Here is a 22,172-nt window from a genome sequence, read left to right as displayed (position 1 = left end):
CCTGCGCGGGGCGCGAAGCGGCCCGCGCGGGGTCCTCACTCCTCCCCGTACCTCGGGTCCACCGATTCCGGGGTGAGGCCGAGAAGCTCGGCGACCTGCTCGACCACGACCTCGTGCACGAGCAGGGCACGCTCCTCGCGGCCCTTGCTGCGGATCTCGACCGGGCGGCGGTAGACGACGACGACCGGGGGACGGCCGTCCTTCGCGCCCACCGCCGTGCCGAGCGGGACGGATTCGTCCTGCCAGGCGTCGGCGGGCGCACCCCCGCCGGGCACGTCAAGGACCATGAAGTCGACGTCGGCGAGCTGGGGCCAGCGCCGTTCGAGACGGTCCACCGAGTCCTGCACGAGGTCGGCGAAGCTCTCCGCCCTGCTCGCCGAGATCGGCACCTGGGGCGGCGCGACGGGACCGCGCATCCCCCGCCCGTGGCGATCACGGCGGCGCGGGCCCCGGGAGGCGGGCGAGGGCGGAAAAGAGCTGTCCATCACTTGTGAAGGGTAGTCCCCGGGGCCCGTCGAGGGGATGCGGCGGCACGCTCCGTGCGGGCGCGGTGACCGGGCGGGATGCGTACGGGAGACGGACCGGGCGGGCACGGAGGCGCGGGGGACGTCGTACGGGGACCGCCGCCGCGACCGCACGCGGCCGGCGCCCGCGACCGTACGGGACCGGCGCCCGGGACCGTACGGGCGCGCCCCGCTGCCCCGCCCCGCCCCTCGCGCGTCCTCCGCGACCGCCCCGACACATGCGGGACACGTATGCGACAGGCGTATTCGGCGACGCTTTCCGGACACCCAGGTGACGGCTTTTCAGACGCGCCCGCCGTCGGGGCTCCGCCCACCGTCTCGCCGCCCCCGCGCCCCGCGCTGTCCGACCCGTACCGACTTCGGCGGACATACGAGGACCGGTCTGCCCCCGAGCCGACTCAAACGGATACCGGCGAGGGCCTGAAGGGGGTTTCCGTCCGTCTGCCCGGCTTGGGCCGCACCGGCGGTTTCCGGCCACGACACGGCGCGTACCGGCTGGTGGGCGTCGTCGCGGCCCGTTCAAGAGTGCGGTACCGTCCAGGACCGTGAGCCCTGTACGTCGTTGTTCTCGCACCGCGTGCGGCAGCCCTGCCGTCGCCACGCTGACGTACGTCTACGCCGACTCGACGGCCGTCCTCGGGCCCCTCGCCACGTACGCCGAACCGCACTGTTACGACCTGTGCGCCGAGCACTCGGAACGGCTCACCGCGCCGCGCGGCTGGGAGGTCGTCCGCCTCGCCGACGCCTCCGCGCCCCCGCGCCCGTCCGGCGACGACCTCGAAGCGCTCGCCAACGCGGTCCGCGAGGCCGCCCGCCCCCAGGACCGCCCCGCCGAACGCGAGGCCCCCCGCGCGGCGGACCCCATGGAGGTCGCCCGCCGGGGCCACCTCCGCATCCTGCGCTCCCCGGAGAACTGAGCCGCCGGGCCCCCTACCGCGCCCCCGCCGCCCCGGGCCGCTCCTCCTGAGCCGGCTCGTCGGGAGCGCCGTCCCCGACCGGACGCCCGCGCGAGGCGCCCGCAGCCGCCGCGCCCAGGAGCACCGCCCCCGCCACACCCCCGAGCCCGATGCCGTTGAACCAGCGCAGGACGGGCTCGCCCGCGTACGTCGAGCCGTCCTCGCGGAGGCAGGTGAAGCCGAGCGGCAGGTACGAGGCGCGGGAGTCCCGCAGGCCCGCGACCGTCGCCGGGTCGACGTCACGGCAGGCCGGGGCGGGCGAGGAATCGGCCCCCGAGCGGCTCTCGTGGTCGTCGAGCTGGACGAGGCCCGCGCCGATGACGTAGACGGAGACCGCCGCGAGCGCGAGCACCCGCGCCGACCAGGCCGTCAGCTCGCGCCGCCCGCGCGGGCGGCCCCCCGGGAGCGCGAGCGAGACGGCCTTGACCAGCACGGCGACCACCACCCCGCACAGCGTGAGAGCGGCGAGCGGCACGAACAGCACGAGCAGCAGGGCGAGCACGGCTCAGCCTTCCTGGAGGGAACGGACGCGGTCGGGACGGGTGTCGCGGCGCGCGGGCACGTCCCGCCGGGCTCTCTCCCCGTACCTCCCCCTGGCGGGTGACGGCCCGTGAGCGGCGTCACCGCTTCCGAGACCCGCGCGCGCCGCGAAAGGTTGTGGCGGAGCGGGCGGGAGCCGTCCGTGGCCATGGGGCGGGGGCGTGGCCGGGTAGGTTGTGGGGCGTACCGGAGCGACCGCGTACCCGCCCGGGGGACCGGTGGACGGTGGACGCGGATCAGCAATCGGGAGCCAGGCAACCGGGAGGCAGGCTGTGGCCGATCTGTCGCAGATCGTGAAGGCGTACGACATTCGCGGGACCGTCCCCGAGCAGTGGGACGAACACCTCGCCGAGCTGTTCGGCGCCGCCTTCGCCGAGGTGACGGGCGCCGAGGCGCTCGTCGTCGGGCACGACATGCGGGCCACGTCCCCTGGGCTCGCCGCCGCCTTCGGCGCGGGCGCGCGCGGGCGCGGCGCCTCCGTCACCGCGATCGGGCTCTGCTCGACCGACCAGCTCTACTACGCCTCGGGCGCGCTCCACCTGCCCGGCGCGATGTTCACCGCCTCGCACAACCCCGCCCAATACAACGGCATCAAGCTGTGCCGCGCGGGCGCCGCCCCCGTCGGGCAGGACACCGGGCTCGCCGACGTCCGCGCGCTCGTCGAGAGCTGGATCGAGGAGGGCGCCCCGGCCCCCGTGGCCCGTACCGGCACCCTCTCCACGCGCGACACGCTCGGCGACTACGCGCGCCACCTGCGCACCCTCGTCGACCTCGGCGGCATCCGCCCGCTCAAGGTCGTCGTGGACGCGGGCAACGGCATGGGCGGCCACACCGTCCCCACCGTCCTCGCGGGCCTGCCGCTCGACCTCGTGCCGATGTACTTCGAGCTGGACGGCACCTTCCCCCATCACGAGGCCAATCCGCTCGACCCGGCCAACCTCGTGGACCTCCAGGACCGCGTACGGGCCGAACGCGCCGACCTCGGGCTCGCCTTCGACGGCGACGCCGACCGCTGCTTCGTCGTCGACGAGCGCGGCGAGCCGGTCCCGCCCTCCGCGATCACCGCGCTCGTCGCCGCCCGCGAACTCGCGCGCAACGGCGGCGAGGGCACGGTGATCCACAACCTCATCACCTCCTGGTCCGTCCCCGAGGTCGTCCGCGAGCACGGCGGCACCCCGGTGCGCACCCGCGTCGGGCACTCCTTCATCAAGGCCGAGATGGCACGCAGCGGCGCGATCTTCGGCGGCGAGCACTCGGCGCACTACTACTTCCGCGACTTCTGGAACGCCGACACGGGGATGCTCGCCGCGCTCCACGTCCTCGCCGCGCTCGGCGAACAGCCAGGACCGCTCTCGGAACTCGTCGCGCAGTACGACAGGTACGTGGGCTCGGGCGAGGTCAACTCGACGGTGGACGACCAGGCCGCGGCGACCGACCGCGTCCGCCGCGCCTTCGCGTCCCCCGACGTCACGATCGACACCCTCGACGGCCTCACCGTCACCGCCGCCGACTGGTGGTTCAACCTCCGCCCCTCCAACACGGAGCCCCTGCTGCGGCTCAACGTGGAGGCACGGGACGCGGGGACGATGACGAAGGTGCGGGACGAGGTCCTCGGACTCGTACGGGTCCCGTGACACCCCGCCCCTGACACCCCGGTTCCCGCCGCACGCGCCCCGTCCGCCCCGACCAGGGGCGGGCTAGGCTGGCCCCGTACCCGTCACCGCCCGCGGAAGGACCCCGCATGCCCCTCGAATCCGGCCTCCTGGAGATCCTCGCCTGCCCCGCCTGCCACTCCCCGCTGAAGGAGCGCACGACGGAGGACGCCGAGGAACTCGTCTGCACCGGCGCCGACTGCGGCCTGATCTACCCGGTCCGTGACAACATCCCGGTCCTCCTCGTCGACGAGGCCCGCAAGCCGGAGTGACGAACCGGGCGCGACAGGTCCCGCCACCACCGCGAGAAACGCACCCCGGACCGGCCCCGAATCCAGCGCGCCCGGGGACACCTCCCGGCCGAAGGCCGGGGGCGTTCGAGGACCGGGGTCCGGGGCGGAGCCCCGCGGTCCCGCCCCGGTGAGCGCGAGGCCCAGGCACCCGGCCCGACCCGCCCCCCGCCGCCCCGCCAGGGAGACGCCATGCTCGACGACCTCCTGCTCGACGACCCCGCCGCACTCGCGCACGCGGACCCGTACGGACTGCTGCCCGCCGCCGCGTCGGCCGGAGCCCTGGTCCGTACCGCCCAGCGGCTCGCCGCCGAGGCCGGGCTCACCTCGCTCAAGCCCGAGGGACGGCCCCGCTCGATCCTGCTCGCGACCTCGGGCCCGGCCGCCGAGACCGCCGCCGACGTGACGAGCGCGCTCGCCGCCGGCGGCTGCCCCGTGATCCGTCTCGCCCCCACCGGCGTCGCCGCCGCATCCGGCGCGCTGCGCTGGGCGCTCCCCGGCTGGGCCGGCCCCGTCGACCTGCTCCTCATCGCCACGCCCGACGGCTCCGAGCCCGGCCTGCGCCTCCTCGCCGAGCAGGCGTACCGGCGCGGCCTCACCGTCGTCGCGGTCCTCCCGCGCCGCAGCGCGCTCGGCGAGATCGTCGACGGCTCGCGCGGCCTCCCGCTCCCGCTCGCGACCCCGCCCGAGGGGGAACGGACGGTCTCGCCCTGGCCCTTCCTCGTCCCGCTGCTCGGCCTCCTGGACCGTACGGGCCTCGTCGACGCCGACGAGGAGGCGGTCCAGCGCCTCGCCGACCGCCTCGACGCGACCGCCGAGCGCTGCGGGCCCGTCACCCCGACCGGCGCCAACCCGGCCAAGTCCCTCGCCGTCGAACTCGACGAGTCGCTGCCGCTCCTGTGGACCGAGGGCCCCGCCTCGGACGCCGTCGCGCGCCGCCTCGTACGGCTCCTCGCCGCCCGCGCGGGCCGCGCCGCGCTCACCGCCGCGCTCCCCGAGGCCCTGACCGCGCACGCGGCGCTGCTCAGCCGCCCCGCCGAGACGGACAGCGGGGACGACGGCATGGACGACTTCTTCCGCGACCGCGTTGAGGACACCTCGGGCCCGCGCCCCCGCGTCGTCCTGCTCCGCACCCGCACCGCGGACGGCCTCACCGCGGCCCCCGCCGTCCGCGAGCTCGCCCACGCCCACCGCGTCCCCCTCACCGAACTCGCCCTCCCCGAGGGCCAGGACCTCGACGTCCTGGCCGAACTCCTCGCCCTCACCGAGTACACGGCGGCGTACCTGTCCCTGGCGGGGCAGGGCTAGCCGGAGGCCGCCCGACCCGCGACGGGGGACGGCGCCCCGCCCCGCCCGCCCCGTACGCTCGATCCCGGCCGCCGACCTCCACCCGTCCGCCCGCCCGTTGAAGGAACCATGGATCGCCTCAGCAACACCATCCGCCCCTACGCCTGGGGCTCGCTCACCGCCATTCCCGAGCTGCTGGGCGTCGAGCCCAGCGGCGAACCGCAGGCCGAGATGTGGATCGGCGCGCACCCCGGGGCCCCCTCGCACCTCGACCGCGGGCACGGCAGCGTGGCCCTCTCGGCCGTCGTCGACGCCGACCCCGCACGCGAACTCGGCGCCCCCGCCGCGGAGAAGTTCGGCCCGCGCCTCCCCTTCCTCCTCAAGGTCCTCGCCGCCGGATCGCCGCTCTCGCTCCAGGTCCACCCCGACCGCGCGCAGGCCGAGGCCGGTTTCGCCGAGGAGGAGCGGCGCGGCGTCCCGATCGACGCCCCCGAGCGCAACTACAAGGACGCCAACCACAAGCCCGAACTGATCTGCGCGCTCACGCCCTTCGACGGCCTGTGCGGTTTCCGCGAGCCGACCGCCGCTGCCGCGCTGCTCGCCGGGCTCGACGTCGACAGCCTCAAGCCGTACGTGGACCTGCTGCGCGCCCACCCCGAGGAGGCCGCGCTGCGCGAGGTCCTCACCGCGATCCTCACCGCCGAGCCGCGCGCCATGGCCGCGACCGTGGAGGAGACCGCGCTCGCCTGCGAACGCCTCGGCGGCCCGTACGAGCCCTACGCCCGCGTCGCCCGCGACTACCCCGGCGACCCGGGCGTCCTCGCCGCGATGCTCCTCAACTCCGTCCGCCTCCAGCCGGGCCAGGCCCTCTACCTCGGCGCCGGAGTCCCGCACGCCTACCTCCACGGCCTCGGCGTCGAGATCATGGCCAACTCGGACAACGTGCTGCGCTGCGGCCTCACCCCCAAGCACGTCGACGTCCCCGAACTCCTGCGCGTCGTCCGCTTCGCCGCGACCGACCCCGGCGTCCAGCGCCCCGAGGCCGCCCCGGACGGCGAGGAGGTCTACGCGACCCCCATCGACGAGTTCCGCCTCTCGCGCTATGTGCTCGTCCCCGACGCCACCACCCCCGACCTCACCTCGCCCGGCCCGCAGGTCCTGCTGTGCACGGCGGGGCGGGTCACGGCGGGCGACGAGACGCTGAGCCCCGGGGAAGCGGTCTTCGTCCCGGCGGGCGAACGCGTCACCGCGCACGGCGAGGGCACGCTGTTCCGCGCGGGCGTACGGGTCTGAACCGGGAGGCCCCGCCCGGCCCTCACCTCGCCCCGGCGCGGATTCCGCCGCCCGCGCCGGGGCACCCGTCCCCCGTACGGGAGAATGACGCGTCCCGGGAACACCGGCCGACACCGACGACCCAGACGACCCACAGGGGAGACGAGCAGAGATGAGTGCGTCAGGCGGCACCAAGGCGATCGTGGCGGCGCTCTCCGCCAACCTCGCCATCGCCGTGTCGAAATTCGTGGCCTTCGCCTTCAGCGGTTCCTCGTCGATGCTCGCCGAGGGCGTCCACTCCGTCGCCGACTCCGGCAACCAGGCACTGCTCCTCCTCGGCAAGAAGCGCTCCGAGCGCGCCGCCACGCCGCAGCACCCCTTCGGCTACGGCCGCGAGCGCTTCCTCTACGCCTTCCTCGTCTCCATCGTCCTGTTCTCGGTCGGCGGCATGTTCGCGCTGTACGAGGGCTACGAGAAGATCAAGCACCCGCACGAGCTGGAGCACTGGTACTGGCCCGTCGGGGTCCTCGTCTTCGCGATCATCGCGGAGGGCCTGTCCTTCCGCACCGCCGTGAAGGAGTCGAACACGACGCGCGGCACGATGTCGTGGGTCGAGTACATCCGCCGGGCGAAGGCCCCCGAACTGCCCGTCGTCCTCCTGGAGGACTTCGGCGCGCTCATCGGTCTCGTCCTCGCCCTCGGCGGCGTCGGCCTCTCGCTCGCGACCGGCGACGGCGTCTGGGACGGCATCGGCACGCTCTGCATCGGCGTCCTGCTCATCCTCATCGCGCTCGTCCTCGCCGCCGAGACGAAGTCGCTCCTCGTCGGCGAGGCCGCGAACCCGCAGATCGAGGAGACCATCTCCGCCTCGCTCGTCGACGGCACCCTCGTCACCGGCGTCATCCACATGCGCACGCTCCACCTCGGCCCGGAGGAACTTCTCGTCGCCGCGAAGATCGCGGTGCGTCCCGACGCGACGGGCACGGAGATCACCGAGGCCATCGACGGCGCCGAGTCCCGCGTCCGCGAGGCCGTCGCGATCGCCCGCGTGATCTACCTGGAGCCGGACATCTTCACCGAGGCGGAGGCCGCCGCGGGCCCGCAGCCGGAGGCCACCCCGGGCGGTCCCGTCCCCCACCCGGCCGAGGATCACTGACCGTCACGGCAGCGCGCCACGCGGGGGCCCGGGAAGGACACCGTCCTCCCGGGCCCCCTGTCTCCTCCGGGCAGGGCTGGTAGCTTGGGGGACAGCCAGACGTCGCTGCTGATGGCGGTCGGGCGGCCTCCGCGAGGGGACCGGCCGAGGGAGAGAGGGCCTCCGACGGACTGCGCCGCGCAAGGGGACGGGACACGTGTGTCCGCGTCCGGCCCGGCACGCCTCGTCCGCGGACGAGCGCGCGCCCCCGTACGTACGCGTACGGGCGTACTGGCCGGTCCGGAGCGCCCCGGACCCGCTCCCGCGCGGCCAGCACACCCGTACACGCGCCCCGACCCGAGGAGCAGCACAGCATGACGTCCGCCACCACACCGCAGGACTTCAAGGTCGCCGACCTCTCCCTCGCCGATTTCGGCCGCAAGGAGATCACCCTCGCCGAGCACGAGATGCCCGGCCTCATGGCGCTGCGCGCCGAGTACGCCGAGACGCAGCCGCTCAAGGGCGCCCGCATCACCGGCTCCCTGCACATGACGGTGCAGACCGCCGTCCTCATCGAGACCCTGACCGCCCTCGGCGCCCGGGTCCGCTGGGCCTCCTGCAACATCTTCTCCACCCAGGACCACGCCGCCGCCGCCATCGCGGTCGGCCCGGACGGCACCCCGGACAACCCCCAGGGCGTCCCGGTCTACGCCTGGAAGGGCGAGAGCCTGGAGGAGTACTGGTGGTGCACCGAGCAGGCGCTCACCTGGGCCGACGCCCCCACGGGCGGCCCGAACATGATCCTCGACGACGGCGGTGACGCCACCCTCCTCGTGCACCAGGGCGTCGCCTACGAGAAGGACGGCAAGGTCCCCGACCCGGCCACCGAGGCCGAGAACGACGAGCACCGCGTCATCCTCGAACTGCTCACCCGCACCATCTCCGCCGGCTCCCGGAAGTGGACCAAGCTGGCCTCGGAGATCCGCGGCGTGACCGAGGAGACCACCACCGGCGTGCACCGCCTCTACGAGATGCAGCGCGACGGCTCGCTGCTCTTCCCGGCGATGAACGTGAACGACGCCGTGACGAAGTCGAAGTTCGACAACAAGTACGGCTGCCGCCACTCCCTCATCGACGGCATCAACCGCGCCACCGACGTCCTCATCGGTGGCAAGACCGCCGTCGTCTGCGGCTACGGCGACGTCGGCAAGGGCTGCGCCGAGTCGCTGCGCGGCCAGGGCGCCCGCGTCATCATCACCGAGATCGACCCCATCTGCGCCCTCCAGGCCGCGATGGACGGCTACCAGGTGACGACGCTGGACGACGTCGTCGACAAGGGCGACATCTTCGTCACGACGACCGGCAACAAGGACATCATCATGGCGAGCGACATGGCCAGGATGAAGCACCAGGCCATCGTCGGGAACATCGGCCACTTCGACAACGAGATCGACATGGCCGGTCTCGCGAAGATCCCCGGCATCGTCAAGGACGAGGTCAAGCCGCAGGTCCACACCTGGACCTTCCCCGACGGCAAGAAGATCATCGTGCTCTCCGAGGGCCGCCTGCTCAACCTCGGCAACGCGACCGGTCACCCCTCCTTCGTCATGTCCAACAGCTTCGCCGACCAGACGATCGCGCAGATCGAGCTGTTCACGAAGCCGGAGGAGTACCCCGTCGGCGTCTACGTGCTGCCGAAGGCGCTCGACGAGAAGGTCGCCCGCCTCCACCTCGCCGCGCTCGGCGTCAAGCTCACGACGCTCCGCCCGGAGCAGGCCGAGTACATCGGGGTACAGGTCGAGGGTCCGTACAAGTCGGACCACTACCGCTACTGAGCCCCCGCGGGCGCGGAATCACGCCCGCCGGAGCAGGTGAGGACGGCCCGGAAGCCCCCGCGCTTCCGGGCCGTCCCGCTTCCCCCGCTTCCCCCGAGCACCCACCCCAGGACACCCCCCGATGCCCCGAGGCCGCTACTCCCTCCACGACCCGCACGACGGCCGCCTCCTCGCCGAGGAGCACTTCCAGTGCGCGCCGGGACCCTCCGGCTGGCGGTACGTCGCCCGGCTCACCACCCCCGTGGGCGAGCCGGACGCCGGTTCCGTCGACCTCACGCTCGACTCGCGCGGGCGTCCCCTGCGACTCGAACTGCGCGCGGGCGGCTGGCAGGTCCGCGGCGGCGCACTCGAAGGGCTCACCTGGGTCAGGTCGGACCCGGAGGGGAACCACGCCACCGAGGGCAACGCGCGCGCCCACGCCTTCGGCGGCACGTCCCCCGCCTTCTACGTCGCCACCGCCCGGCTCCTCCGCCTCACCCCGCAATCTCCCCCCACCCGCATCCGGCTGGTCTCCTTCAGCGCACCGGTACTCGCCACCAGGACGGCCGACCAGTCCTGGCAACTGACGGACACCCAAGCACACGCCACCGACAACGGACTCCTGCGCGTGGACTCGTACCAGGTCAGCGACCTGGAGACGGGGGAGCGGCACGACGTGCACGTGGCCGGGGACGTCGTCCTCGCCGCCCCGGGGATCGAGCTGGAGGACCTGGAGTCACCGCCGAACGAGTTCCCGCCGGAGCCCGGGGAATGACGGAGGGGGCGGCCGGTGCACCGGCCGCCCCCCTCGTCATCCGCCCGTCAGCTCCGGCGCAGCCGCACCGTCAGGATCTGGAACGGCCGCAGCGCCAGCGCGACCCGTCCCTCCACGACCTCCAGCTCCGACACCGGCTCCTCCAGCAGATCCGTCACCGCCGCCGAGCCCACCGCGAACCCCGCCCCGAGCGAGGCCCGCACCGCACCGCCCCGCGACTCGTAGAGCCGCACGACGACGTCCCCCGAACGGTCGTCCGCGAGCTTCACCGCCTCCACGAGCACGTCCGGGTGCGAGACGGTCACGAGCGGAGCGCCCGCACCGCCCGGCACGACCCGCAGGGGCAGGTTGAGCGCGTATCCCCCGGCCGCCGCGCCCCCGATGCCGGTCCCCGCCTCCAGCGCGTACGCGAAGGCGTGCCGCCCCCGGTCCGCCTCGGGGTCCGGGCTGTGCGGGGCGCGCAGGAGGGAGAGCCGCAGCGTCGTCGTCGTACCGCCGTCCGCGCGCGTGTGCCGCCGCACGTCGTGCCCGTACGTCGAGTCCGTGAGCAGTGCCGCGCCGAAACCGTGCTCGCCGACGTGCACCCACCGGTGCTGCCACACCTCGAAGCGGGCCGCGTCCCAGCTCGTGTTCTCGTGCGTGGGCCGCTGGACGTGCCCGAACTGCACCTCCGCGCTCTCGTGCCCGGCGTGCACGTCGAGCGGCCACGCCGCCTTCAGCACGGCGTCCCGCTCCTGCCAGTCGATATCCGTACGGACCACCAACCGCCGTGCCCCGGCCGTCAGTTCGAGGTCCTGGACGAGCCGGGACGCTCCGAAGGCGCGCGTCACGCGCACCCGGGCGAGCAGCGGTCCCGGCTCGACCAGCTCGACCGACTCGGCCGCGGTGAGGTCGCGGACGGTGTTGCGGTAGGACGCGTCGAGGTTCCACGCGCTCCACAGCGTGGGGTCGTCGTGGTGCAGTTGCAGCAGGTTGCCCGGCTCGTCCGGGGCGAGCGTCTCGCGGTCCGCGCCCAGGTCCCGTACCGAGCGCACGAGCCCTTCGGCCCGGTCGATCCGCACCCGTACGAGGCCGTTGTCGAGGACGAGGTCCCCGTTCTCCTCGCCCGCGGTGACCGGCTGCGGGCCGTCCCCGCCGCCGTCCAGGGTCCCCGCGCCGAGCGCCGGGGCGTGCGCGAGCACGGCGCGCGAGCCGTCCGCCAGCTCCTGCCCGCCCGCGACCCCGCCGGGCACCACGACGACCTCCGTACGCTCCTGCGGCGCCGCGTTCAGCACCGCGAACCCCTCGCCGGACGCACCGAGTTCACCCGCTGCGGCCCCGATGATGCCCTCCAGCGCCGCGTGCGCCTCGCGGTACATCTCCTCGGCCTGCTCGTGCACCCAGGCGATCGACGTGCCGGGCAGGATGTCGTGGAACTGGTGGAGCAGCACCCGCCGCCACAGGGCCTCCAACTCCTCGTACGGGTACGCGTGCCCGCCCCGGACCGCCGCCGTGGCCGCCCACAGCTCGGCCTCCCGGAGCAGCGCCTCCGCGCGCCGGTTGCCGCGCTTCGTGCGCGCCTGGCTCGTGTACGTGCCCCGGTGGTTCTCCAGGTACAACTCGCCCCGCCACACCGGCCGGTCCGGGTACTCGCGGTCGGCGGTCGCGAAGAAGTCCGAGGGCTTGGTGACCTCGACGCGGGGCGAGCCCTCCAGGTCCCGCAGGCGCCGGGCCCGCTCCATCATCTCCCTGGTCGGCCCGCCGCCCCCGTCCCCGAAGCCGAACGGCGCGAGCGAGCGTCCCGCGACCCCCTTCTCCGCGAAGTTCGCCTCCGCGTGCGCGAGTTCGCGCCCGGTCAGCTCGCAGTTGTACGTGTCGACGGGCGGGAAGTGGGTGAGGATGCGGGTGCCGTCGATGCCCTCCCAGTCGAAGGTGTGGTGCGGCAGCCGGTTCACGGCGTTCCACGAGAGCTTCTGCGTGAGGAACCAGCGCGCGCCCGCCAGCTTCGCGAGCTGCGGGTACGCGGCGCTGTAGCCGAAGGAGTCGGGGAGCCACACGCCGTCCTGCTCGACCCCGAACTCCTCGGCGAAAAACCGCCGTCCGTAGACGAGTTGGCGGGCCAGGGCCTCGCCGCCCGGCAGATTCCCGTCCGCCTCCACCCACATGCCGCCCACCGGCACGAAACTCCCCTCGTCCACGGCCTTCCTGATCCGCGCGTACACGTCGGGTCGTCGCTCCTTCATCCACGCGTACTGCTGCGCGGAGGAGCAGGCGAAGACGAGTTCGGGGTACTCCTCGGCGAGCGCGGTGACGTTCGTGAACGTCCGGGCGCACTTGCGGACCGTCTCGCGCAGCGGCCACAGCCACGCCGAGTCGATGTGCGCGTGCCCGACCGCGTGCACGGTGTGCGCGGAGGCGTGCGCGGGCCGCGCGAGGACATCGGCCAGGACCTCGCGGCCCCGCGCGGCCGTCGCCGCCACGTCCCACGGGTCGACGACGTCCACGACCTTGTCGAGCGCCCGCAGGATCTCCCACCGCCGGGGCGCCGACTCCGGGAGCTGGCGCATGAGTTCGTCCAGGACGCTCATGTCCTGGAGCAGGTGCCACACGTCCTCCTCGCGCACCGCGAGGTCGGCGACGAGCAGCCGGTACAGGGGCTCGTCCCCGGCGGTCCGCAGGGAGCTGTACCGCATCCCGATCGCCGCGCTGCCCGCGATCTTGGGGTTCGCCGCGAGTTCGACGAGGAGGTCGATCTCCTCGCCCCCGGTGGCGGGTTCGGCGAGGCGCACCGTGCGGTGGTAGGGGTGCAGGCCCTGGAGGGGTTCCCCGGCGGCGGTGTGCACGAAGCCCTCGGCCTGCCCGCCGGGCCCCTGCGTGAGGTCGAAGTCGAGGTCGAAGACGGCCTCGACCCGCCTGCCCGCCCAGTGCGCGGGCACGGTGCCCTTCGCGCGCAGCCATGTCGTGCCCCAGGCCGGGCCCCAGTACGCGCCGGCCTCGAAGGGCTCGTACGTGGCCCGCAGCGCCTCGGCGACGGGCACCGGCTCCCCGGGCACCCGCCACACCTCCAGCGAGAGCGGCAGCGGCTCGGAGTGGAGGGCGGGTCGCAGCCTGCTGGAGACGAACCGTGCGATGCGGTCCTCGGTCGCGGTCCGGTCGTCGTGCATGGTGAGGGTGCTCCTCGGGTGGTGGTGCGGGGTGGGGGAGTAGGGAGGATACGGGGGAAAAGGGGGCTTTCGGTGTGCTCCGGCGCGGGCGCCGAGGCCATCGGCGGCGGGGTGGTCCGGCGCGGGTGCGGGCCGTTCCGCCCGCGCCGCGCGCCCGGCCCCGGCCGGGTCAGCCGTGCAGGCTCGCCCACGCCTTCTCGTACTCGGCGCGCATCTGGTCGCCGCCCTCGCGCCGCCACATGCGGACGGTCTCGTCGAGCGAGGAGAGCTTGTTGCGGCCCTGCATGATGCCCTTGAGGACGTCGTCGGTCTTGAGCTTGAGCGCGCCGAACGTCTTCGCGTTGGTCTCCGAGTAGATGCCCTCGGTCGGGTTGCGGACGAGGACCTCGGCGGCCCGCGTCTGGAAGGAGTGCTGGCGGTCGACCACGTCGGGGCGCTCGGGGAAGTAGAGCGAGAGCGGCGCGTCGGTGATGAACCCGGTGGGCAGCGCGGTCTCGGTCGTGCCGTCCGGCGTGAGGATCGGGTCGGTGCCCCGCCGCTCGTGGTCGTGGCCCTCGATGCCGTACTTGCGCAGCTTGTACGCGTCGGTGCCGAAGGGCGCGGCCATCGCGTTGGCGAGCCGGAGGATCTGCCGCACGCGGGACTTGGGTGCCTTCTTGATCGCGAGGACGGCGAAGCTGGAGTACCCGGCCCAGTGGCTGCCCTTGCCGCCGTCGAAGCCCGGGGCGAGCATCCCGTCGATCTCCAGGCCCTTGTTGTTCTGCGCGTACTGCCGGTAGAAGTCGTTCCAGCCCGCGTTGCCGTCGTAGTGCAGCGCGATCTGCCCGTTGCCGAACCAGTCCTTGAACTTGCCGACGACGCTGTACGCGTCGGGGTGGAGCAGGTGCTCCTGAGTGAGCTTGCGCGCGGCGTCGAGCGCTTCCTTGATCTCCTCGGACTCCAGCCAGAAGGTGAACTTCCCGTTCTTCTCGCGCCAGATGTTCGGCCCGCCCACCATCTCCATCATGAAGTTCAGCGTCGTGATCGGGTCGCCGAGCGCGTACCGGCTGTGCTTGGGGTCGGAGACGTCCCTGCACAACTGCTGGAACTCCTTGAAGTCCCCCGGGTTCGGGTCGAGTTCGCGCTCCTTGAAACGGTCGGAGCGGTAGAACATGATGCTGCCCGCGTTCGCGCGCGGCATCGGCAGCGCGTAGATCCCGCCGTTGTAGACGGTCCAGCGCCAGGCGTCGGTGGGGATGTTGGCGAGGTACGGGTACTCGCGCACCGCCGGGCCCGACAGGTGCTCGGTCAGGTCCTCGAAGAGCGCGTTGAACATCGCCGGCTGCTGGCTCGCGGTCGGCAGCACGAGCATCGCGTCCGGGAGGTCCCCGCCCGCGACGACGACCGAGAACTTGTTGGGGTAGTCGCCCACGGGCACGATCTCGACATCGAGGTCCGTGCCGAGCTGCTCGTTGAGCGCCCGCCAGTACGGATTGCGGCCCTGCGGCGGCGGTACGGGGTTGAAGGTGAGCGTCATGACGCGGACCCCGGGCCCCTTCGCGGGCGGCCCGTCGGGGAAGGCGCGGGCCGGGTCCGCCGGGTAGTGCCGGTAACCGTTGAGCACGCCGCCCTTCGTACCGGCGAGCGCGGGCTTGACGCCCTTGTACGGGACGTAGTCGGGCAGTTCGACCTTCGCGTTGTCCGCGAGCGGGATCGCGGGACCGCCGTCGCCGCAGCTCGCGAGCGCGAGGCCCGCCGCCGCTCCCGCCGAAGCGCGCAGCAGTCCTCTGCGCGAGATGGGGGCACCCATGGGGCTGCTCCTTCGTGATGAGCCGGAATGCGGAAGAGTCCTGGAACGGGGGTACGGGGCCGGGGCGGGGAACCGCCCGGCAACGGAACCGGACGCGCACCCGGCCCCGTACCGTCAAGGGGGGCCTCAGCCCTTCACGGCGCCGATCATCACGCCCTTGTTCATGTGCCGCTGCAGGAACGGGTACACGAGCACGATCGGCACGATCGAGAGCACGATGATCGCCGCCTGGAGCGCCTGCGAGGGCGGCAGCGGCGCCCCGGCGGCGGACGCCTCGCCCGCGCCGATCGCCGCGTTGTTCACCACGTACGTGCGCAGGACGAGCTGCATGGGCCACTTCGCCGACTCGTTCATGTACAGCAGCGCGTTGAAGAAGGCGTTCCAGTACGAGACCGCGTAGAAGAGCCCGACGACGGCGACCGACGCGCGCGAGAGCGGCAACACGACCTTCGTCAGGATGTTCAGCTCGTTCGCCCCGTCGATCCGTGCCGCGTCCACGAGTTCGCGCGGAATGCTCTGGAAGAAGGAGCGCAGGACGATGACGTTGAAGGCGTTCACCATCGTCGGCAGGATCAACGCCCAGTAGCTGTTGATGAGATGGAGCTGCTTGATCAGCAGGTAGCTGGGGATCACGCCCGGTGCGAAGAGCATCGAGAAGAGCAGGATCATCAGCACCGGCTTGTGCCCGAAGGACCCGGGCCGGCTCAGCCCGTAGGCGAGCGTGATGCTGGAGAGCAGGCTCAGCGCCGTACCGACGACCGTCACGCCGATGCTCACCGCCATCGCCCGGGTCACGAGCCCGCCGCGCAGGATCGCCTCGTACGAGTCGAACGAGGGGTGGTCCGGCCACAGGACGAAGCCCCCGGCCTCGTTGACCTGCGCGGTGTCGGCGAGCGACGTCGAGACGACCGTGAGGAAGGGCAGGATCACGGCGAGGCAGCACAGCAGGATGACGAGGGACTTCAGGACCCGCCACGGCGGCGAGGCCGGGGTCTGCCCGGGTATCCCCGCGTCGACGCGGCGCCGCTTGGGCGGGCGCGGGGGGCGCCGGTCCCGGGGCCCGGGGACGTCGGCCGACGCGGGCGTCGTGGGCAGTTGCGCGGTACTCATGAGCGGTAGATCCCTTCCTCGCCGAAGAAGTGCGCGAGCTTGTTCGCGCCCAGCACCAGGACCACGCCCACCAGGCCCTTGACGAGCCCCACGGCCGCCGAGACGCCCCACTGCCCGGACAGCAGGCCGTTGTTGTAGACGTAGGTGTCGAGCACTTCGCTCGCCGGCAGCCCCACCCCGGCCTGTTGCAGGATGATCTGCTCGAAGCCGACGCTCAGCGCGTCGCCGAGCCGCAGGATCAGCAGCAGGACGACGAGCCCGCGCAGCGCGGGGAGCGTGACGTGCCACGTCTGCCGCAGCCGCCCCGCGCCGTCCATCGCCGCCGCCTCGTACAGATCGGTGTCGACCCGCGAGAGCGCGGCGAGGAAGAGGATCGTGCCCCAGCCCGTGTCCTTCCAGATGACCTGCGAGGTCAGCAGGCCCTTGAAGAGCTCGGGGTCGCCGATGATGTTCCACGTGCCCAGGTCCTGCGCGCGCAGGAAGACGTTGACGAGCCCGCCGCTGCCCAGCATCTGCTGGAAGAGCGCCACCACCACGACCCACGACAGGAAGTGCGGCAGGTAGAGCACGTTCTGCACGGCCTTCTTGACCCGCTCGCTCACCAGGCTGTTGAGCGCCAGCGCGAGCAGGATCGGCGCCGGGAAGACGAACACCACCTGGATGATCAGGAGTTGGAAGGTGTTCGAGAGCGCGTGCAGGAAGGCGGAGTCCCCGTTGAAGAGGACGGAGAAGTTGTCCAGGCCCGACCAGCGGCTGTGCATGATGCCGATGAACGGCTGGTAGTCCTGGAACGCGATGACGTTGCCGAGCAACGGCACGTAGTGGAAGAGCAGTACCACGGCGATGCCGGGCACGGTGAACCAGAAGAGGCCGCGATCGACGCGCCGTTTCTTCCGTGGGCCAGTGAGCTGGGACATGGGCTGAGCCCTTCAGCGGCGGAGGGCGGGCCCGGCCTTCGCTCGGTGGGCCCCTCGGGGCGCTATGTAAAATCAATGGATTGCTATGAGTCAATGCGTCCGACAGCGCTTTCTGTCCGCTGCCGCAAGGGATTTACGACGGTACACGCGGGGCTTCCCTTGGCGGGAGGGTGTACAGGGGGCAGAGGTGGCAGCTAAGTTCTTTGGCAGCCGCCGGAGCGGGGATCGTGACGGTACGGAGGCGGGAGCGCGATGAGCGAGGCACGTACGTATACGACGCCGGGCCCCACGACGGGCACGCCGCCGCCCCCTCCGCCGACCCCGCCCGCGGCCTCCGCCGCGGGCTTCGCCCTCACCCCCGCCGACCGCACCCGCCTGCGCGGCTGGGCACGCGGCTCCGGCGCCCGCGCCCTGCGCGCGCAGATCGTCCTCGACGCCTCCGCCGGTACGGGCGTCATCGACAGCGCCCGCCGCCTCGGCGTCTCCCGCCCCACCGTCACCACCTGGCGCCGCCGCTACGCCGCCGAAGGACTCGCCGGACTCGAACACCGCCCCCGCAGCGGACGCCCCTCCCGCGTCGACGAAGCCGCGCTCGTCGCTCGCTCGCTCCTGCCCGCCCCGGACGGCGAGGCCCCCCTCTCGGTCCGCGCGCTCGCGGCCCGTACCGGCGTCTCGCACACCACCCTCGCCGCCGTCCGCCGCCGCTGGGGCCTCGGCGCGGGCCCCGGCACCGCCGGGCTCACCGTCCCCGCCGACCCGCCCTGCCCCCTGCGCGACCTGGACCTCCTCGCCGTCCGCGCGAGCCACGGGCACGCCCTCTTCCTCCTCGGCGAACCCCCCGAGGGCCGCCCCCGCCCCTCCCGCCGCGCCACCGCGCTCGTCCGCGACGCGACGGCCTACGTGTACGGGGCGCTCGACGCACTCGACACCGCCGAAGGCCCGGAGCCCCCACCGGAGTCCGCCCCGCCCGCGTACGACGACCTGCTCGAAGCGGTCCGCTCACGCCACCCCGGCCGCACCCTCCACGCCCTCACCCTCGGCCCCGCCCCGGCCCCCGAAGGCACCCGGCCCCACACCCTCGCCCCCGCGACCCGCGCCCTCTCCCTCCTCCGCGTCCTCCTCCTCGCCGAACTCGCCCGCGACCCCGTGGCGCTGGCCGCCGCGCTGACCGGACCTCCCGCCGCCGATGTCGGGGCAGAAGGCCCCCTCCACTGGGTGCGTCCCCCCGCCCCGCCCACGGCGCAGTCCGCCCCCCGCCCCGCCCCGCGCGCCTTCAACCAGCTCGCGCTCGGCTCGTACAACGAGAAGCTCGTCATCGAGAGCATCCGCGAGGCGGGCACGCTCAGCCGCGTCGAGATCGCCGCCTCCACCGGCCTCACCCCGCAGGCCGTCTCCCGCATCACCCGCAACCTGCTGACCTCGGGTCTCATCGTGCAGGACGAGGGCCGCTCGGCCGGCGCGGGCAAGCCCCGCATCCCGCTGCGCCTGCGCCCGGACGCCGGGTACGCGGTCGGCATCCACCTCGACCCGTGGATGATCACGGCCGTCGCCGTCGACCTGTGCGGCCAGGTCGTCGCCCGCCGCCGGATGCCGCTCGAAGCCCCCCGCGACCCCGACTGGTGCCTCGCCCAGATGGCCGCGCTCGCCCGCGAGGCAGCGGCCGAAGTGCCGGACGGCGGGCCCGTGCTGGGGTACGGGGCCGCGCTGCCGGGACCGCTCGACCGGCGCGCGGGCGTCCTGCTCGACCCGCCGCTCTTCGAGGGCTGGGACCGCGTGGACGTCGGCGCGAAACTCAGCGCCCGGCTCGGCAGCCCCGTCGTCGTCGAGAAGGACGCGACGGCGGCGGCCATCGGCGAACGCTGGCTCGGCGCCGCCGAACGCGCCGAGGACTTCGTGTACCTGTACCTGGGAGCGGGCGCGGGCAGCGGCGCCTTCCTCAACGGCGACGTGCACCGGGGCGCGACGGGGAACGCGGGCGAGCTGGGCGAACTGTGCGCCCCGCGCCCCCGGGCCGCCGGGGACGACGACGTGCCGCGCTCCGCCGAGGAGTGCGCCCCCATCTCCACGACTCTCGCCCGCGTCCGCGCCGCCGGACTGCCCGTGCCGCGCGGCGAGGACGCCTACCCGTGGGTCTGCGCGCGCGCCGCCGAGGGCGATCCCGCCGTCCGCGAGGTCGTCGACGGCGTGGCGCGCGTCCTCGCCCGGGGCGCTGCCGGGCTCGTCGGGCTCTTCGACACCGAACTCCTCATCGTCGGCGGCCCCGCCGTCCTCCCCGGCGTCCGCGCCCGCTACCTCGACGTCATCACCGCCGCCGTCAACACCTTCCCGCTCGCCCACCACGTCCGCACGGTCCGCGTCGCCCCCTCCCATTTGGGCGAGGAGGCAGCGGCGGTCGGCGCGGCGTCCAGCGTCTTCCACGCCACCTTCACGCCCAGCCTGAAGGCCGGACGACGGGCAAGGAACTAACCGGCCACAAGGGAAAGATATGAGGCGTACGCGCCCCCATCTTCCGTACAGCGCAGGGAAATCGCTTTCGTCCAACCGGTTGACGAGGTACATCCGAGGGATTTTCATGGCGGCACCTCACCGGTGCCGCGCTCGTCCCCGAAGCTCCCTCCACGGAACCGAGGACCCCCCATGCCCAGACGCCGTACCCGTCTCTCCCTCGCCGCCGCCGCGAGCCTCACCCTCCTGGCCACCGCTCTCGGCACCCAGGCCGGAGCGGCGAGCCCCACCGCCGCACCCCCCACCCTCAAGGGCCACGTCTACGCGGGCTACCAGGGCTGGTTCAACCACCCCTCCGACGGCTCCCCGCTCGGCGCCTGGCGCCACTGGGCGGGGTCGCAGCCCTCGCCGGGCAACCAGACCTTCGAGCTGTGGCCGGACACCCGCGCCTACCCGGACTCCGTCCTCGCCGGCACGGGCTACGCCCCGCTCGGCAACGGCGACCCGGCCCGCCTCTTCTCCTCGTACCCGAGCGCCGTCGTCGAGCAGCACTTCGACTGGATGCGCGACAACGGCCTCGACGGCGCCGCCCTCCAGCGCTTCGGCAGCGATGTCTCCGACCCCGCCTCACCGCGCGCCGCCGTCCGCAACTCCGTCGCCGACAAGGCCCGCAAGGCGGCCGAGCGCACGGGCCGCGGCTTCTACGTCGAGTACGACGTCAGCGGCCTCACCGACGCGAACTTCGAGCAGGTGCTCCAGGACGACTGGACGAACGTCGTCACCGGTTCCCTCCACCTCACCGATTCCCCCGCCTACGTCCACCAGGACGGCAAACCCGTCGTCGAGCTGTGGGGCCTCGGCTTCAGCAACCGTCCCGGCTCGGCGGAGCAGTCCGAGCGGATCGTGAACTGGTTCAGGAGCAAGGGCCTCTACGTGGTCGGGGGCGTCCCGACGGGCTGGCGCACCGACTCCAACGCGAAGCCGGGCTTCGGCCCCGTCTACCAGGCGCTCGACATGCTCTCCCCGTGGATGGTCGGCAACGCGGGCGACAACGCCCCGCAGATCGCCGCCGACCTGGCCGCGCTCACCCCGCGCGGGCAGGACTACCTCCCGGTGATCTATCCGGGCTTCTCCTGGTCCAACTGGAAGGACGGCCCGCGCAACGAGATCCCCCGCCGCTCCGGCGACTTCCTGTGGCAGCAGGCGGTGAACGTCAGGAAGGCCGGCGTGGGACAGGCGTTCCTCGCGATGTTCGACGAGTACGACGAGGCCACCGCGATCGCCCCGGCCGCCGAGGACTCCTCGATGATCCCCACCGACCAGTACTTCCAGACGACGAGCGCGGACGGCACCTATCTCTCCGCCGACTTCTACCTCCGCCTCGCGGGCGCGGCCACCGGCATGATCAGTGGCCGCGATCCGCTCGACCCGAAGATCCCCATTCCCCCGTCGACGGGCCCCGTCCAGTTCCGCACCGGGTTCGAGCCGGGCACGGACGCCCGCCCGACGACGGGGCTCGCGGTGACGACGTCCGGGGGGAAGGCACACCGGGGGAACACGTCGCTCACGGTGAAGGGGGCGCAGGGCCGACCGGACGGCACGGCGGCGGCCCCGACCTCGTACGGCGTCTTCGACGTGGACATCCCCGTGACGCGGAAGACGGAGCTGACCTACTACCTGAGCCCCGCCGACGCCGCGGGCCGCGCGGTCACCGTCGACCTCCTCCTCGACAACGGCAGGACGGTCCGTACCCGTCCCGCGGGCAAGGTCCCCCTTTCCGCGTGGACCAAGGTGACCAGCCGCCTCAACGGTTCCGCGCGAGGCCACCGCATCACGAAGATCCTGGTCACGGCACCGGGCACGGGCACCGCGTCCGTGGACGACCTCACCGTCACGAACCGCTGACGGCACGGGTGGGAGCCCCCTCGGCGAACGGCGGTTCGAGGGGGCGCCCACCGGATGTGCATCGCGCCCTGACGACCTGCTACTGTCCTCCACGCCCCGAAAGAACCGCCTCACAGCGGAACAGGGTGGGCACTTCTCCGAACAATGCGGAACGAAGGACAGCCGGTAAAACGGCCGCCGAAGATCTGATAAAGTCGGAAACGCCGAAAGGGAAACGGAAAGGCCGAAGGGCCGGGCCGGGAACCGGAAAGCACCGAGGAAATCAGGTCCGCGAGGATCTGGTAGAGTCGGAAACACGAAATACCGAAGGGAAAACGCCCGGAGGAAAGCCCGAGAGGGTGAGTACGAAGGAAGCGTCCGTTCCTTGAGAACTCAACAGCGTGCCAAAAGTCAACGCCAGATATGTTGATACCCCGACCGATGGTCTTCATGGCCTGAGGTTGAGGTTCCTTTGAATACACACAGCGAGGACGCTGTGAACCTGGGAGATTATTCCTCTCCCGGTTCCGCTCTCGTGGTGTCTCCCGATGACGGGAAAACATTCACGGAGAGTTTGATCCTGGCTCAGGACGAACGCTGGCGGCGTGCTTAACACATGCAAGTCGAACGATGAACCGC

The 22,172-nt window shown here is 73.0% G+C and carries 17 protein-coding genes and 1 rRNA gene (1 of these 18 only partly in view); 11 read left to right on the top strand and 7 right to left on the bottom strand.

Annotated features, from left to right (window positions below):
* Positions 1 to 35: 35 nt before the first annotated feature.
* Positions 36 to 485: a metallopeptidase family protein gene (locus STTU_RS11855; RefSeq protein WP_007822981.1), complete on the bottom strand. Its 450-nt coding sequence runs from the start codon at positions 483 to 485 to the stop codon at positions 36 to 38.
* A gap of 584 nt (positions 486 to 1,069) precedes the next feature.
* Here STTU_RS11855 and STTU_RS11850 point away from each other — a divergent pair.
* Entirely contained in the window at positions 1,070 to 1,441 is a 372-nt protein-coding gene (locus tag STTU_RS11850) for a DUF3499 domain-containing protein (RefSeq protein WP_007822975.1), read from the top strand.
* A gap of 13 nt (positions 1,442 to 1,454) precedes the next feature.
* On the opposite strand, the gene STTU_RS11845 is transcribed toward STTU_RS11850, so the two are convergent.
* Positions 1,455 to 1,982 carry a hypothetical protein gene (locus tag STTU_RS11845; protein ID WP_007822974.1) on the bottom strand — a complete coding sequence of 176 codons (528 nt, stop codon included), beginning with the start codon at positions 1,980 to 1,982 and terminating at the stop codon, positions 1,455 to 1,457.
* A 310-nt stretch (positions 1,983 to 2,292) separates the two neighbouring features.
* Here STTU_RS11845 and STTU_RS11840 point away from each other — a divergent pair, with 310 nt between their 5' ends.
* The 7 genes from STTU_RS11840 to STTU_RS11810 all read left to right on the top strand — a co-directional run bounded on the left by STTU_RS11840 (position 2,293) and on the right by STTU_RS11810 (position 10,245).
* Positions 2,293 to 3,654, top strand: a complete 1,362-nt coding sequence (locus STTU_RS11840; protein WP_043254926.1) for a phosphomannomutase/phosphoglucomutase — start codon at positions 2,293 to 2,295, stop codon at positions 3,652 to 3,654.
* A 107-nt stretch (positions 3,655 to 3,761) separates the two neighbouring features.
* Positions 3,762 to 3,944: a Trm112 family protein gene (locus STTU_RS11835; RefSeq protein ID WP_007822972.1), complete on the top strand. Its 183-nt coding sequence runs from the start codon at positions 3,762 to 3,764 to the stop codon at positions 3,942 to 3,944.
* Positions 3,945 to 4,154: 210 nt separating this feature from the next.
* Positions 4,155 to 5,270, top strand: a complete 1,116-nt coding sequence (locus STTU_RS11830) for an SIS domain-containing protein (RefSeq protein ID WP_007822971.1) — start codon at positions 4,155 to 4,157, stop codon at positions 5,268 to 5,270.
* Positions 5,271 to 5,378: 108 nt separating this feature from the next.
* Positions 5,379 to 6,542 (top strand): mannose-6-phosphate isomerase, class I, encoded by a 1,164-nt coding sequence (gene manA / locus STTU_RS11825; RefSeq protein WP_007822970.1) that lies wholly within the window; start codon positions 5,379 to 5,381, stop codon positions 6,540 to 6,542.
* 151 nt (positions 6,543 to 6,693) lie between these two features.
* Positions 6,694 to 7,677 carry a cation diffusion facilitator family transporter gene (locus STTU_RS11820; RefSeq protein WP_007822969.1) on the top strand — a complete coding sequence of 328 codons (984 nt, stop codon included), beginning with the start codon at positions 6,694 to 6,696 and terminating at the stop codon, positions 7,675 to 7,677.
* A 353-nt stretch (positions 7,678 to 8,030) separates the two neighbouring features.
* A complete protein-coding gene (ahcY, locus tag STTU_RS11815; RefSeq protein WP_007822968.1) occupies positions 8,031 to 9,491 on the top strand; it encodes an adenosylhomocysteinase in 1,461 nt (486 codons plus the stop codon).
* Positions 9,492 to 9,612: 121 nt separating this feature from the next.
* A complete protein-coding gene (locus STTU_RS11810) occupies positions 9,613 to 10,245 on the top strand; it encodes a hypothetical protein (protein WP_007822967.1) in 633 nt (210 codons plus the stop codon).
* A 47-nt stretch (positions 10,246 to 10,292) separates the two neighbouring features.
* On the opposite strand, the gene STTU_RS11805 is transcribed toward STTU_RS11810, so the two are convergent.
* From STTU_RS11805 to STTU_RS11790, 4 genes are all read right to left on the bottom strand, one after another.
* A complete protein-coding gene (locus STTU_RS11805) occupies positions 10,293 to 13,388 on the bottom strand; it encodes an alpha-mannosidase (RefSeq protein WP_007822966.1) in 3,096 nt (1,031 codons plus the stop codon).
* A gap of 169 nt (positions 13,389 to 13,557) precedes the next feature.
* On the bottom strand, positions 13,558 to 15,177 hold the full coding sequence (locus tag STTU_RS11800) for an extracellular solute-binding protein (protein WP_007822965.1): 1,620 nt from the start codon (positions 15,175 to 15,177) through the stop codon (positions 13,558 to 13,560).
* Positions 15,178 to 15,303: 126 nt separating this feature from the next.
* On the bottom strand, positions 15,304 to 16,287 hold the full coding sequence (locus tag STTU_RS11795) for a carbohydrate ABC transporter permease (RefSeq protein ID WP_043254922.1): 984 nt from the start codon (positions 16,285 to 16,287) through the stop codon (positions 15,304 to 15,306).
* Positions 16,284 to 17,204 (bottom strand): ABC transporter permease, encoded by a 921-nt coding sequence (locus tag STTU_RS11790; RefSeq protein ID WP_007822963.1) that lies wholly within the window; start codon positions 17,202 to 17,204, stop codon positions 16,284 to 16,286. The genes STTU_RS11795 and STTU_RS11790 overlap by 4 nt, the downstream gene beginning before the upstream one ends.
* A gap of 252 nt (positions 17,205 to 17,456) precedes the next feature.
* Here STTU_RS11790 and STTU_RS32975 point away from each other — a divergent pair, with 252 nt between their 5' ends.
* Positions 17,457 to 19,670, top strand: a complete 2,214-nt coding sequence (locus STTU_RS32975) for an ROK family protein (RefSeq protein ID WP_007822962.1) — start codon at positions 17,457 to 17,459, stop codon at positions 19,668 to 19,670.
* Positions 19,671 to 19,841: 171 nt separating this feature from the next.
* A complete protein-coding gene (locus STTU_RS11780; protein WP_007822961.1) occupies positions 19,842 to 21,554 on the top strand; it encodes a glycoside hydrolase family 71/99-like protein in 1,713 nt (570 codons plus the stop codon).
* 110 nt (positions 21,555 to 21,664) lie between these two features.
* Here STTU_RS11780 and STTU_RS34615 read toward each other — a convergent pair whose 3' ends face one another.
* Positions 21,665 to 21,985, bottom strand: a complete 321-nt coding sequence (locus STTU_RS34615) for a hypothetical protein (RefSeq protein ID WP_158678789.1) — start codon at positions 21,983 to 21,985, stop codon at positions 21,665 to 21,667.
* Between the two features lie 110 nt (positions 21,986 to 22,095).
* On the opposite strand from STTU_RS34615, the gene STTU_RS11775 reads away from it, so the two are divergent.
* Positions 22,096 to 22,172, top strand: a 16S ribosomal RNA gene (locus STTU_RS11775); it runs 1,452 nt beyond the window's last position.

It is taken from the genome of Streptomyces sp. Tu6071, assembly GCF_000213055.1.
Lineage (GTDB): Bacteria > Actinomycetota > Actinomycetes > Streptomycetales > Streptomycetaceae > Streptomyces > Streptomyces evansiae.
Note: the sequence above shows the minus strand (reverse complement) of the source record. Positions and strands in the feature narration are given on the sequence as shown.